Annotated in this window: 11 protein-coding genes and 2 tRNA genes; 10 read left to right on the top strand and 3 right to left on the bottom strand. The window is 48.7% G+C overall.

Annotated features, from left to right (window positions below):
- The first annotated feature begins 6 nt into the window (after positions 1 to 6).
- From IT527_RS00395 to IT527_RS00370, 6 genes are all read left to right on the top strand, one after another.
- Positions 7 to 984, top strand: a complete 978-nt coding sequence (locus IT527_RS00395; RefSeq protein WP_292965010.1) for an ABC transporter permease — start codon at positions 7 to 9, stop codon at positions 982 to 984.
- Between the two features lie 25 nt (positions 985 to 1,009).
- Complete coding sequence (locus IT527_RS00390; RefSeq protein WP_292965007.1) at positions 1,010 to 2,650, top strand: diguanylate cyclase; 1,641 nt, start codon at positions 1,010 to 1,012, stop codon at positions 2,648 to 2,650.
- Positions 2,651 to 2,710: 60 nt separating this feature from the next.
- On the top strand, positions 2,711 to 3,652 hold the full coding sequence (locus IT527_RS00385) for a DnaJ C-terminal domain-containing protein (protein WP_292965004.1): 942 nt from the start codon (positions 2,711 to 2,713) through the stop codon (positions 3,650 to 3,652).
- A 103-nt stretch (positions 3,653 to 3,755) separates the two neighbouring features.
- Positions 3,756 to 4,595: a DUF2914 domain-containing protein gene (locus IT527_RS00380; protein ID WP_292965001.1), complete on the top strand. Its 840-nt coding sequence runs from the start codon at positions 3,756 to 3,758 to the stop codon at positions 4,593 to 4,595.
- 16 nt (positions 4,596 to 4,611) lie between these two features.
- Positions 4,612 to 5,166: an NUDIX hydrolase gene (locus IT527_RS00375; RefSeq protein WP_292964999.1), complete on the top strand. Its 555-nt coding sequence runs from the start codon at positions 4,612 to 4,614 to the stop codon at positions 5,164 to 5,166.
- Between the two features lie 89 nt (positions 5,167 to 5,255).
- Positions 5,256 to 5,332, top strand: a tRNA-Met gene (locus IT527_RS00370).
- 333 nt (positions 5,333 to 5,665) lie between these two features.
- Here IT527_RS00370 and IT527_RS00365 read toward each other — a convergent pair.
- A tRNA-Asn gene (locus IT527_RS00365) sits at positions 5,666 to 5,741 on the bottom strand.
- A 166-nt stretch (positions 5,742 to 5,907) separates the two neighbouring features.
- Here IT527_RS00365 and IT527_RS00360 point away from each other — a divergent pair.
- The 4 genes from IT527_RS00360 to folE2 all read left to right on the top strand — a co-directional run bounded on the left by IT527_RS00360 (position 5,908) and on the right by folE2 (position 9,867).
- A complete protein-coding gene (locus IT527_RS00360; protein ID WP_292964997.1) occupies positions 5,908 to 6,177 on the top strand; it encodes an exodeoxyribonuclease VII small subunit in 270 nt (89 codons plus the stop codon).
- On the top strand, positions 6,167 to 7,060 hold the full coding sequence (locus tag IT527_RS00355; protein WP_292964995.1) for a polyprenyl synthetase family protein: 894 nt from the start codon (positions 6,167 to 6,169) through the stop codon (positions 7,058 to 7,060). The genes IT527_RS00360 and IT527_RS00355 overlap by 11 nt, the downstream gene beginning before the upstream one ends.
- A 68-nt stretch (positions 7,061 to 7,128) precedes the next feature.
- Positions 7,129 to 8,973 (top strand): 1-deoxy-D-xylulose-5-phosphate synthase, encoded by a 1,845-nt coding sequence (gene dxs, locus IT527_RS00350; protein WP_292964992.1) that lies wholly within the window; start codon positions 7,129 to 7,131, stop codon positions 8,971 to 8,973.
- 87 nt (positions 8,974 to 9,060) lie between these two features.
- Positions 9,061 to 9,867, top strand: coding sequence for a GTP cyclohydrolase FolE2 (gene folE2 / locus IT527_RS00345; protein ID WP_292964989.1), 807 nt, complete (start codon positions 9,061 to 9,063; stop codon positions 9,865 to 9,867).
- A gap of 53 nt (positions 9,868 to 9,920) precedes the next feature.
- Here the strand turns inward: folE2 and IT527_RS00340 are convergent, their stop codons facing one another.
- Both IT527_RS00340 and IT527_RS00335 read right to left on the bottom strand, forming a co-directional pair.
- Positions 9,921 to 10,124: a YbdD/YjiX family protein gene (locus tag IT527_RS00340; RefSeq protein WP_292964986.1), complete on the bottom strand. Its 204-nt coding sequence runs from the start codon at positions 10,122 to 10,124 to the stop codon at positions 9,921 to 9,923.
- Positions 10,125 to 10,139: 15 nt separating this feature from the next.
- Positions 10,140 to 12,212: a carbon starvation CstA family protein gene (locus IT527_RS00335; protein ID WP_292964983.1), complete on the bottom strand. Its 2,073-nt coding sequence runs from the start codon at positions 12,210 to 12,212 to the stop codon at positions 10,140 to 10,142.
- Positions 12,213 to 12,294: the final 82 nt, after the last annotated feature.

Raw genomic sequence — 12,294 nt, 5'->3', positions numbered from 1 at the left:
AAACCCATGCTGAATTACATCATCCGCCGGATACTCTATGCACTTCCAATTCTCGCTGGCGTTAATCTCATCACTTTCGTACTTTTTTTTGTGGTCAACACACCTGATGACATGGCACGTATGCACCTTGGCACCAAGCATGTTACCGGAGAAGCCATCTGGAAATGGAAGGAGGAACATGGCTATAACAAACCGCTGCTCTATAACGAAACCGCCCACAGGTTCGAAAAATTTACCAACACCATCTTCTTTGAAAAATCAGTTTCGATGTTTGTTTTCGATTTCGGTCGTGCTGATGACGGCCGTGATATTGCCTACGAAATTCAGTCGCGCATGTGGCCAAGCCTGGCGATCGCGCTGCCCGTGTTTTTGCTCGGTTTGCTGACTTACATTACCTTTGCTCTGGTGATGGTTTTTTTTCGTGCAACTTATGTCGATTTCTGGGGGGTTATTCTGTGTGTAATGCTCATGTCCGTTTCCAGTTTGTTCTACATCATAGGAGGCCAGTTTCTGGCGGGTAAACTATGGCATCTGGTACCTGTTTCCGGGTATGGCAGCGGGCTGGATATCGGCCGATTCCTCTTGCTTCCCATCGTTATTGGTGTAATCAGCAGTGCCGGAGCCAATACACGCTGGTATCGCACCCTCTTTCTGGAGGAGATCACCAGAGATTATGTCCGCACTGCCCGGGCCAAAGGATTATCAGAAAGCGCGATCCTGTTCAGACATGTGCTCAAAAATGCGTTGATCCCCATACTGACCGGTGCTGTAGCTGTAATTCCGCTGCTTTTTCTCGGCGGGCTGATTACAGAATCATTCTTCGGTATTCCGGGGCTGGGGAGCTATACCATCGATGCGATTCAATCACAGGATTTTGCAGTAGTGCGCGCTATGGTATTCCTGGGATCACTGCTTTATATCATCGGGCTGGTATTGACCGATATTTCCTACACGTTGGCAGATCCAAGAGTAAGGTTGGAATAATCACTCATTTAAGGTTCAGTCTATCTTGAGACCCGTTCTGTACAGTATAAAAAGCAAAATTGTGATCTTTGCCATGATTGCCACGCTGTTACCCACGGCCGGCCTTGGTTTGCTGTCATTTAAACAGAATGAAGCAATGATTGTTGACAGTGTTACACGTGAGTTGCGGGTCCTTGCCGATAACATCAATCGCCAGCTGAATCTCTGGATGGATGAAAATATGCTTACCATCCGCGCCCTGTCGACCTCCAATCCTGTTATCGAAGGGCTGGTTTCTCTCAATAAAAAAGGCAGCACGGCAAAACCGGTTCAGTCAGTGATGACAAGCTACCTGATTTCTGTAAAAGGCAAACTGGATGAGGTGCTGGAGCTGACTGTTTTTGATCATTCCCGAAAAATGGTTGCAAGCAGTGCCAGCAATCCGGAAGTCATTGAATCCCCGGAACAGTGGTCACATGTTTCTCTGACCAGAGGTACGATCGTCATTGCGCCGCATTGGAATACTCTCTACGATACCGCGACGTTTAGTGTTGTCTACCCGGTACTGTCTTACGACAGCCAGCTCATCGGCTCCATTGCAGCCACATTGGACCTGGGGCTGTTCAAGAGAAAGCTGCTGGAAATCAACAGATTTTCGACAGGTGAAATTACCCTGTTAGATCAGGAAGGCAGGGTATTACTCAGCAGTGCTGCCGGAATTGATCATCTGGCAGCACTGGACCCGCATTATTTTACATCCATGCAAGCCGAGGATGAATCGATAATTCATGACGGGCTGGCTTACCCGAAAGCAATTGGCCTGCTGCATACATCAGAAAATATTCCGGTAATCACTTTGGTGGAACAGGATCAAAGCGCCATACAGGCCGCATGGATGAAATTGCGCAACCGCTTTCTCGAATTTGTTGGAATATTAATGGTCATCGTCACTCTGATCGCCCTGTACATGGGGCATTCCATTGTTACCCCGTTAAAGCAGCTGATCAGCGCGGCAAGAGGAATTGCTGAAGGCAATCTGGATATCTACCTGCCGGCCAAGCGAAAAGATGAAGTCGGGCAGCTGACCACCATCTTCAATCAAATGACTGATGCATTGCGTAACAAGCATACGGAGATCATGTCCGTTAATCAGGCTATGCAGCAGCAAAATCAGCTTCTGCAAACACTTTCAATTACGGATGGGCTAACGGGGCTGTACAACCGGACAAAACTTAACACCATCCTGACCGAGCAACTTGCCAGATTTCATCGTAACAATCGTGCCTTTTGCCTGTTGATGATTGATGTGGATTATTTTAAAAACATCAATGATAAGCTCGGGCACATTATGGGGGACAAGATCCTGATCACGCTGGCATCTGTATTGCTGAAATCAGTTAGAACGATCGATTACGCAGCGCGCTACGGGGGAGATGAGTTTATGGCTATTCTGATTGAGACCAATTCCAGCGCTGCCATTAAAACAGCAGAACGGATCCGTTCCGAGGCCAGTGCAGCCTGTCGAAAATTTGAAGAAAACCCGGTTGAAATTACTTTGAGTATTGGTATTACCCAGAGCCACCCCGGCGATACAACGCCAGGAGAACTGATGGCTCGTGCGGATGTGGCACTGTATGAAGCCAAAAAACTTGGCCGCAACCGGGTGTATTGTATCAACGTGGATTAATGCTGACATCCAGAGCTATCGTCAGTTTTAGGGTAAATTACGCTATCCGGGTACAGTAAAATGGAATACAAGGATTATTACCAGATTATGGGCATCGCGCGCGATGCCAGTCAGGATGATATTAAAAACGCTTATCGCAAGCTGGCACGTAAATATCATCCTGATGTCAGCAAGGAGCCAGATGCTGAAGCGCGCTTCAAAGAAATTGGTGAAGCCAATGAAGTGCTCAAAGACCCTGAGAAACGGGCGGCTTATGACCGGCTGGGAACACGCTGGAAAAGCGGCCAGGAATTTCAGCCTCCACCAGAATGGGATCAGGGATTTGAATTTCACGGTGGCGGGTTCTCTCAGGCGACATCTCAGTTCAGCAGTTTTTTTGAATCATTGTTCGGCAGAACCCAGCACAGCCGTCAGTACCACGATCAGGGGTTCCATCTGCGTGGAGAGGATTCCCGTGCAAAAATTTCAATTTCTCTGGAAGATTCATTCCAGGGAGGTGTCCGCAGTCTGACTTTGCAACATACAGAACCCGGGCCGGATGGACGGCCGCGTATCAGGGAGCGTACATTAAATGTACGCATACCTAAAGGTATTCAACAGGGGCAGCATATTCGGCTGACAGGCCAGGGCAGTCCGGGTGCGGGAGGGGGCAAAGCCGGTGATCTCTATCTTGAAATTACATTCAGACCTCATCCATTTTTCAGGGTGGAAGGCAGAGATATTTTTCTGGATCTGCCTGTGGCACCATGGGAAGCCGCATTAGGTGCTACCATTTCAGCACCTACCCCGGCCGGGACAGTCGATCTCAAAATCCCGGCCGGTTCACGTTCCGGTCAAAAATTGCGCCTGAAGGGGCGTGGAATTCCAGGAACGTCCCCCGGTGATCTCTATGTTATTTTACAGATCGTATTACCACCGGCCGATAGCGAGCCGGCCCGCGGGTTTTATCGTGAGATGGAACAGAAGTTTCCCTTCAATCCGCGTGCAAAAATGCATACCTGAACACCCAGAGGTTTCGGTGTATGAGAACAAGCAGTTTTTTAACGAAACCCCATTACCCTCTTGCAGCTGACAGATTGATTTTCTCTCAAAATTCCTGATCACCATGTCTGAACCACAATTAAAAATCCGTATCCGGCTGGACCAGTCGACTGATCGCCCGGAGATCGGGCAGCATTTGCCGGAGCAGCCAGAAGAATCGCTCTCCCCTCTTCCTCCTGAATATGAATATAACTGGCCAAGAATTGCGATTGCAGGCGCTGTTCTGCTGTTTGTGCTGATTGTTATTGTCTGGATAATTTCAGATACATCATCTGATGAAGCGGAACTGGAAACAAATCCGGCTGAAATCACTTTGCCTGCCGCATCAGCAAAATCCACGCAACCGGCAGAATCAGCTGAATATTTATCCGGTCAGTTACCTGAAAATAATTCAGGAGATAGTAATCCACCCGGAAAAGATACAGACTCGAACCACGTCGCGGAAGTACCTGACCTGCCATCGAAAAAGCAGATTTCTCAAGTCACATCCAGCTCCCCTGTCAAACCGGGAATTAAACCGGATTTCATCCTGCCTCAATCAAAACCCGGGAGTAATTCACAAAAAACCAGTCGATCTCCTGGTTTAGTCAAAGCACAATTGACTTCAAATATCCGGCAACGGCAGCCTGTTGATAATATTGACCAGGTTTCACTTAATGGCAAATCAAGCCGGCCTGTTTTCCTTTTTTTACATCTGAGTCAGTTCAAAGGCAAAAAAATATTCATTAACTGGTATTACCAAAACCAGTCCATCGCTAAAATTTCTTTACTGGTTGGCAATAATGACTGGCGCACCTACTCCAGCAAGGTACTCAACCAGAACAGGCTCGGCCCATGGCGTGTTACCGCTTCTGATCAAACCGGAAAGCTGTTAGCCGAATTCAAGTTCAACGTTACACGTTAAAACAATTTGTACACGTATGAAATTCTGTAGCCAATGTGGTGGTGAAGTTAGTTTAAGTATTCCGGAAGGTGATTCGCTGCCCCGGTATATTTGTGTGAAATGCCATACTATCCACTACCAGAACCCCAAAGTAATCGTCGGATGCATTCCTGAATGGGAAAATAAAATTTTATTATGCAGACGCGCCATTACGCCCCACCGGGGTAAATGGACGCTACCCGCCGGATTCATGGAAAATAATGAAACATTAGTGCAGGGTGCCGCAAGAGAAACAATGGAAGAAGCGAATGCCAGAGTGGAAATTCGTGATCTTTACGCAGTTTACAGCTTGCCGCATATCAGTCAGGTTTATATGTTGTTCCGGGCAACTTTGCTGGATCTTGATTTTTCTCCGGGAATTGAAAGTCTTGAAGTCAAACTTTTTAGCGAACAGGAGATCCCATGGGATGAAATTGCATTCCGTGTAATACATGACCCGCTAAAACGTTACATGACAGAACGATATCAGGAACACTCCTCTTTTCACATGGGTGTTATTGATAAGATACAGACGGGCAGTGCAAATGAATGAATAACAACCTGTTTTCAGCAGTTCTAACCTGTCAGCAAAAATTCATGTTTGACTGGAGGTACTGTCTTCTTTATAATGCTAGGCTCAATCGCGGGGTGGAGCAGTCTGGCAGCTCGTCGGGCTCATAACCCGAAGGTCGTAGGTTCAAATCCTGCCCCCGCAACCAGTCCTGTTTCGACCTCCTTCTTTTTTCCGGCTCCCTTAACGACAGGGAGCCCGCGTACAGCGGGCATATTAGCCCGAACCATTAAAGCAGTAAACCATGCCGAGCGCCAATTTTCCTGCATTTTTACGAGCAGCGCGCTTTCCTCACGGCATATGTATCAGATTGGCCAAATCCTGGCCCGGCATACTATGGATGGAATAAAACAGAAATATGGCGCCACGCTGGTATACAAAGACAGAGCAGAAGCGGGGATTAGGACTACGCGCCCCCCGGAGAATACCAAGGGGCCATGTGACTGCCAAACCCTGCGTTTATTGTTAGATTGAAACTGGATGGCTCCCCGACCTGGGCTCGAACCAGGGACCTGCGGATTAACAGTCCGTCGCTCTACCGACTGAGCTATCGGGGAATACAGGCAATTACTACAAGCGCGGTATGTTAGACTTTTATATCATTTTGGTCAACAATTCCCGCAATCAGTTACAGCGTTAATAATAGCACCAGCCAAATCAGGCTGTTTTCTGAAGAAGCGTGGGATAATTCCGCTTTTTTCGCCTTGCAAAATTTTTACCGGTATGAAAAAAAAAATATCATCGGATACTGAAGCAGTAGCACCACCGCCCCCTCAAAAAAATTTTGAAACTGCTACAGCTGAGCTTGAAAAGATTATAGCCGGCATGGAAGCAGGGCAAATATCTCTGGAAGATGCGCTTTCCGCGTACAAACGCGGGGTGGAGTTGTTACAATATTGCCAGAATATGCTGAAAGATTCGCAGCAGCAGATAAAAATACTTGAAGCGGATATGCTGAAAAATTTTCCACTTACTGAACGTGATGCATCCTGATTTCCAGTTATGGGCAAGTGAGCGGCTTGCCCTCATTGAGACCTGCCTGGAGAAACATCTTCCAGCCACAAATTGTGCCCCTGCACGCTTGCATGATGCAATGCGATATTCTGTACTGGGTGGCGGCAAGCGAGTGCGACCGCTCCTGGCTTTCGCTTCCGGAGAGTTAAGTGGTGCAGATCAGGCACATGTAACCGTTGCCGGTGCGGCTGTTGAGCTGATTCATGCCTATTCTTTAGTTCATGATGATCTGCCCTGTATGGATAACGATACACTGCGGCGCGGCAAACCAACCTGCCACATTAAATACGATGAACCCACCGCCCTGCTGGTGGGCGACAGTTTGCAAAGCCTGGCTTTTCAGTTACTGACAGAGATTCGTCTGACCGATGATCCTTCCGTACAACTGGAAATGATTCGACACCTCGCCTTTGCCGCCGGATCACGAGGTATGGCGGGAGGTCAGGCAATTGATCTGGACAGCGTAGGTAAAATACTGAATTTGCCAGAACTCGAATTTATGCACATCCATAAAACCGGGGCACTGATCCGGGCAGCAGTAACACTGGGTGCGCGTTGCGGCAACAAGCTGAGTGAAACGCAGTTCAAGCAGCTGGACCATTTTTCCAAGTGCATGGGGCTGGCATTCCAGGTAATAGATGATATCCTCGACGCCGAAGCCACTACAACTGCGCTGGGAAAAACTGCCGGGAAGGATGCGGAAAACAACAAACCCACCTATGTTAGTATACTGGGTATCAAACAAGCACGAGAACTTGCTCAGGAACTCAGACAGGAAGCCACCGGAGTATTAGGCCAGTTTGGTACCGGTGCGCTGCGTTTACAGCAGGTTACGGATTTCATAGTACAGCGCGAGTTTTAGGCTTGCGCTAGACTTGCACCCCCAGTTGACCCACCATTCTTTTTCAGTCATACATTTTCTAAATCTGCATGTATCCATTACTTGATCGCATTGAGATACCCGCACAATTACGTACACTAAAACGCAGCCAGCTGCCGCAGTTAGCGGAAGAATTACGCAGTTTCCTGGTTGAATCCGTAGCGGGTACAGGTGGGCATTTGTCTTCCAATCTCGGCACGGTCGAGCTGACCATTGCATTGCATTACGTCTTTGATACTCCCTCTGATCGCCTGATCTGGGATGTGGGACATCAGACCTATGTTCATAAAATTCTCACTGGCCGGCGCTCAGGCATGGCCCGCCTGCGCATGCGGGGAGGCATTGCCGGTTTCCCCAGGCGAGATGAAAGTGAATACGATGCATTTGGCACAGCACATTCCAGTACCTCAATCAGCGCAGCACTTGGTATGGCGGCGGCGGCCCGCCTCAGAGGCATAAAACAGCATGCAATAGCTGTGATTGGTGATGGTGCCATGAGTGCGGGCATGGCGTTTGAGGCATTGAATAATGCGGGAGTGATGGATGCAGATTTGCTGGTTATCCTGAACGATAACGATATGTCCATCTCCCCCCCCGTGGGAGCACTTAATAATTATCTTGCCAAGCTGATGTCAGGCCGTTTTTATGCAACAGCCAGGCGTGCAGGTGAAAAAATGCTGGGTGTGGTACCGCCGGTTTTAGAGTTGGCCAAACGAGCGGAAGAACATGTCAAAGGCATGGTAACACCCGGCACACTGTTTGAAGAACTTGGCTTTAATTATATCGGCCCGATAGATGGCCATGATCTGGAGATTTTGCTGACGACACTGAACAACATCAAACAGCTTGACGGTCCGCAGTTTCTGCATGTTGTAACCCGCAAGGGTAAGGGTTACAAACCGGCAGAAGAGGATCCGATTCTTTACCATGGTGTCGGAAAATTTCAGCCGGATCAGGGTATCGTACTGAAACCTTCTGCCAGACCCGCTTATACCCAGATATTTGGTGACTGGTTATGTGATATGGCAGCAAAAGATTCACGTCTGATCGGCATTACTCCCGCCATGCGGGAAGGCTCCGGCCTCATCCGTTTTTCAAAAGAATATCCGGATCGCTATTTTGATGTGGGAATTGCAGAGCAGCATGCGGTCACTTTTGCCGCCGGTGCTGCCTGCGAAGGGTTGAAACCCGTTGTGGCAATTTATTCAACCTTTCTGCAACGTGCCTATGATCAGCTGATCCACGATGTTGCCATACAGAATCTGCCAGTTATTTTTGCAATTGATCGCGCCGGACTTGTTGGTGCTGATGGTCCGACACATGCCGGCAGTTTTGATCTAAGTTATCTGCGCTGTATTCCCAATATCACTGTCATGACACCGGCTGATGAAAATGAATGCCGCCAGATGCTCTACACGGCTTTCCTGCTCGACTCCCCTACCGCTGTTCGCTATCCGCGTGGTACTGGCCCCGGTGTGCCAATTCGGCAGGAAATGCGGGCTATCCCGCTGGGTAAGGGAGAAATTCGCCGGCAAGGTAATCGGATTGCACTGCTGGCTTTTGGCAGCATGCTGACTCCGGGCCTTGAAGCCGGGGAAGAACTGGACGCTACAGTGGTGAACATGCGCTTCGTTAAGCCACTGGATCAGGAATTGATCATTACACTCGCTGCTGATCACGAGCTGCTGGTTACTATTGAAGAAAATACTATTATGGGGGGAGCCGGCAGCGCTGTAATGGAATGTCTTTCCCATCTGGGTAAAAATATCAATCTGTTACAGCTGGGTTTACCGGATATTTTTATTGATCAGGGGGATCCCGCACAAATGTTATCTGATTGCGGGCTGGATAGAGCCGGGATCATTCAATCAGTAAAAGCGAGGCTCTCTTCGTAACACCGTCTAAACAGCATTACTGTTCAGATCTATTCGAGCAACAGTCAGTCAGCTCTGATCCGGGAACAGCTTACAGGAAGGAGATTTATGAACAAACATACCGATCTGCCCATTGCTGATGTACAAGGCTCACTGGACACAAGACATATCGCGATCGATCGGGTGGGAATCAAGGCAATCCGTCATCCCATTCTGGTGGCTGATAAAAATGGCGGCTCCCAGCATACCGTGGCGCAGTTCAATATGTACGTTAATCTGCCCCACAACTTCAAAGGGACGCACATGTCTCGCTTCGTGGAAATATTGAACAGTCATGAACGCGAAATCTCGGTCGAATCGTTTGAAGAAATCCTGCGTTCCATGGTTGGCAGGCTGGAATCCGATTCCGGGCATATTGAAATGTCTTTCCCTTACTTTATTAACAAATCCGCTCCGGTTTCCGGGGTAAAAAGTCTGTTGGATTACGAAGTCACGTTTATTGGTGAGATCAAAGATGGCAGTCAGTATGGATTCACCATGAAAGTGGTTGTTCCTGTGACCAGCCTGTGTCCCTGTTCCAAAAAAATATCGGATTATGGCGCGCACAATCAGCGTTCACACGTGACAATTTCCGTGCGTACCAACAGCTTTGTCTGGATTGAAGATGTTATCAGGATCGCCGAAGAACAGGCTTCCTGCGAACTGTATGGACTGCTGAAACGTCCGGATGAAAAATACGTTACCGAGAAGGCTTACAATAACCCGAAGTTTGTTGAGGATATTGTTCGCGATGTGGCTGAGGTACTCAATCACGATGATCGCGTCGATGCTTATATCGTTGAATCGGAAAATTTTGAATCTATACACAACCACTCTGCTTACGCTCTAATTGAGCGTGATAAACGATTACAGTAATACGGGGCCACGGGGGTAGCACACACCGGCGCTCCTCCCGCCTTCATTGCAGATCAGCAGCAGCGATTCATCCTGCCTTTTCCTCCATAACGCGCCTCCATCCTTTCACGAAAAAATGCTTCCCGCGACATGATTGCCTGGCCGTGGTGTGCATTTTTCATGTGTTCGACATAGGCGCTGTACTCCGGCACACCGATCATCAAACGCAAACTTTGTGCAAATCGCTTTCCTATGCGATTCAATTTATTGTCAGCCATTGTAATTTCTCCCGATTATTTTTCAATAACTGCATAAACAGGCAGCAGCTCAAACGGTGCTTCCCGGGTCGTTGGACAGGCAGCCATGCGAGCCTGCAGTACAGCCCGAACACCAAATACCAGTATGCTGACAAGGACAGCCATAAACAGCGCGGTCAGCGCAGTGTTGATATAGTCATTGAATATCACCTGCTGCATTTGTCCGATTGATTTGGCAGGGGCCAGTACCGTATCCCGGGCAACCGCATCCTGATATTTTTTTGCATGTGCAAGAAAACCAATACGCGGATTGTCATGAAAAATCTTCTGCCAGGCAGCAGCCAGCGTACAGGTATAAACCCAGGCTGCCGGAATTACCGTAACCCAGGCAAAATGATCACGTTTCATCCTGAACAGCACGCAAGTGCACAGAATCAGTGCAATACCGGCAAGCATCTGATTAGCAATTCCAAACAATGGCCACAAGGTATTGATGCCCCCCAAAGGGTCGATCACGCCCTGATACAGAAAATATCCCCAACCGGATACACAAACGCCTGTAGCAATCAGGCTGGCCGGTAACGAATCTGTTTTTTTCATTGCCGGCATAAATAAACCAAGCAAATCCTGCAGCATGAAACGCCCGGCACGTGTTCCTGCATCAACCGCCGTCAGAATGAACAGCGCTTCAAACAGAATAGCGAAGTGATACCAGAATGCCATCATTCCGGTATCTCCCACGACTTTTGACAAGATCTGTGCCATACCCACTGCCAGCGTTGGCGCCCCTCCCGCACGCGAAATAATACTGTGCTCACCAACGTTCTGTGCAGTCTGCGTGATCATTTCCGGTGTGATATGAAATCCCCACTGTGAAATGGTTTGTACTGCCGATTCCGCTGTTGTGCCGATAATTGCAGCCGGACTGTTCATCGTGAAATAAATGCCGGGCTCAAGCGATGCCGCTGCGACCAGTGCCATAATTGCAACAAATGATTCCATCAGCATTGCACCATAGCCGATAAAGCGTGCATCCGTTTCATTCCGGATCATTTTGGGAGTGGTGCCGGATGCGATCAGCGAGTGAAACCCGGAAATCGCCCCACAGGCCACTGTTACGAACAGAAACGGGAATAAATCCCCTGACCAGACCGGCCCTGTGCCATCAGTAAATTGCGTCAGAGCCGGCATTTTCAGCTCTGGTGAGATGATTACAACACCGATAGCCAGCCCGACAATCGTGCCGATCTTGAGAAAGGTTGACAGATAGTCACGTGGCGCCAGCAGCAACCATACCGGCAATACAGAGGCGATAAAACCGTAGCCGATCAATATCCAGGTCAGCTGTTCACCTGTTGCTGAAAACATCGCCGCCCATGCGGGATCCGCCTGAACATACTGGCCAGCAATGATCGACAAAATCAGCAGTGCAAAACCAATCAGTGAAACTTCAGCAATTGCACATGGCCGGAAATAACGTGAATAAACCCCCATGAACATCGCGATTGGAATGGTTGCCGCAACAGTGAAGGTACCCCATGGTGATTCCGCCAGTGCTTTGACGACAATCAGTGATAAAACGGCCAGTAAAATCAGCATAATGAAAAATGCACCGAACAGTGCAATCATGCCGGGAGTCTGCCCCAGTTCAGATTTGATCAGATCACCAAGCGAGCGGGCATCACGCCTGGTCGATATAAACAGCACAATAAAATCCTGTACCGCTCCGGCGAATACAACCCCGGCAAGCAGCCATAACATACTCGGCAAATAACCCATTTGTGCTGCCAGAATCGGGCCAACCAGCGGCCCGGCTCCGGCAATTGCAGCAAAATGGTGTCCAAACAACACATATTTATTGGTCGGGACATGATCCAGCCCATCATTATGCTTATACGCCGGTGTCATGCGTGTGGCATCCAGCTTCAACACCCGGTTGGCAATAAACAGGCTGTAGAAACGGAAAGCAACCAGATATACACACACCGCAGCGATAACTATCCAGATAGCACTGACCGATTCCCCCCGGTTAAGGGCAATGACACCCAGTGCCGCTGCACCCAGCAGGGAAAGCAGCAGCCACCCTGCCCACTTGAACAACTGATTCATGGTTACTCCTGATAAAACGAACTGAAACGGCCTGTTTCGTATTTGCCTGGCATCGTGATAATCTTTTGCACTTTTTCAGAAA

Source organism: Nitrosomonas sp., assembly GCF_020852615.1.
Classification (GTDB): domain Bacteria; phylum Pseudomonadota; class Gammaproteobacteria; order Burkholderiales; family Nitrosomonadaceae; genus Nitrosomonas.
Note: the sequence above shows the minus strand (reverse complement) of the source record. Positions and strands in the feature narration are given on the sequence as shown.

Excerpts from the sequence above, each read along its gene's own strand:
- IT527_RS00395 (WP_292965010.1), top strand. The coding sequence starts at position 7 with ATGCTGAATTACATCATCCGCCGGATACTCTATGCACTTCCAATTCTC.
- IT527_RS00385 (WP_292965004.1), top strand. The coding sequence starts at position 2,711 with ATGGAATACAAGGATTATTACCAGATTATGGGCATCGCGCGCGATGCC.
- IT527_RS00380 (WP_292965001.1), top strand. The coding sequence starts at position 3,756 with ATGTCTGAACCACAATTAAAAATCCGTATCCGGCTGGACCAGTCGACT.
- IT527_RS00375 (WP_292964999.1), top strand. The coding sequence starts at position 4,612 with ATGAAATTCTGTAGCCAATGTGGTGGTGAAGTTAGTTTAAGTATTCCG.
- IT527_RS00360 (WP_292964997.1), top strand. The coding sequence starts at position 5,908 with ATGAAAAAAAAAATATCATCGGATACTGAAGCAGTAGCACCACCGCCC.
- IT527_RS00355 (WP_292964995.1), top strand. The coding sequence starts at position 6,167 with ATGCATCCTGATTTCCAGTTATGGGCAAGTGAGCGGCTTGCCCTCATT.
- dxs (WP_292964992.1), top strand. The coding sequence starts at position 7,129 with ATGTATCCATTACTTGATCGCATTGAGATACCCGCACAATTACGTACA.
- folE2 (WP_292964989.1), top strand. The coding sequence starts at position 9,061 with ATGAACAAACATACCGATCTGCCCATTGCTGATGTACAAGGCTCACTG.
- IT527_RS00340 (WP_292964986.1), bottom strand. The coding sequence starts at position 10,124 with ATGGCTGACAATAAATTGAATCGCATAGGAAAGCGATTTGCACAAAGT.
- IT527_RS00335 (WP_292964983.1), bottom strand. The coding sequence starts at position 12,212 with ATGAATCAGTTGTTCAAGTGGGCAGGGTGGCTGCTGCTTTCCCTGCTG.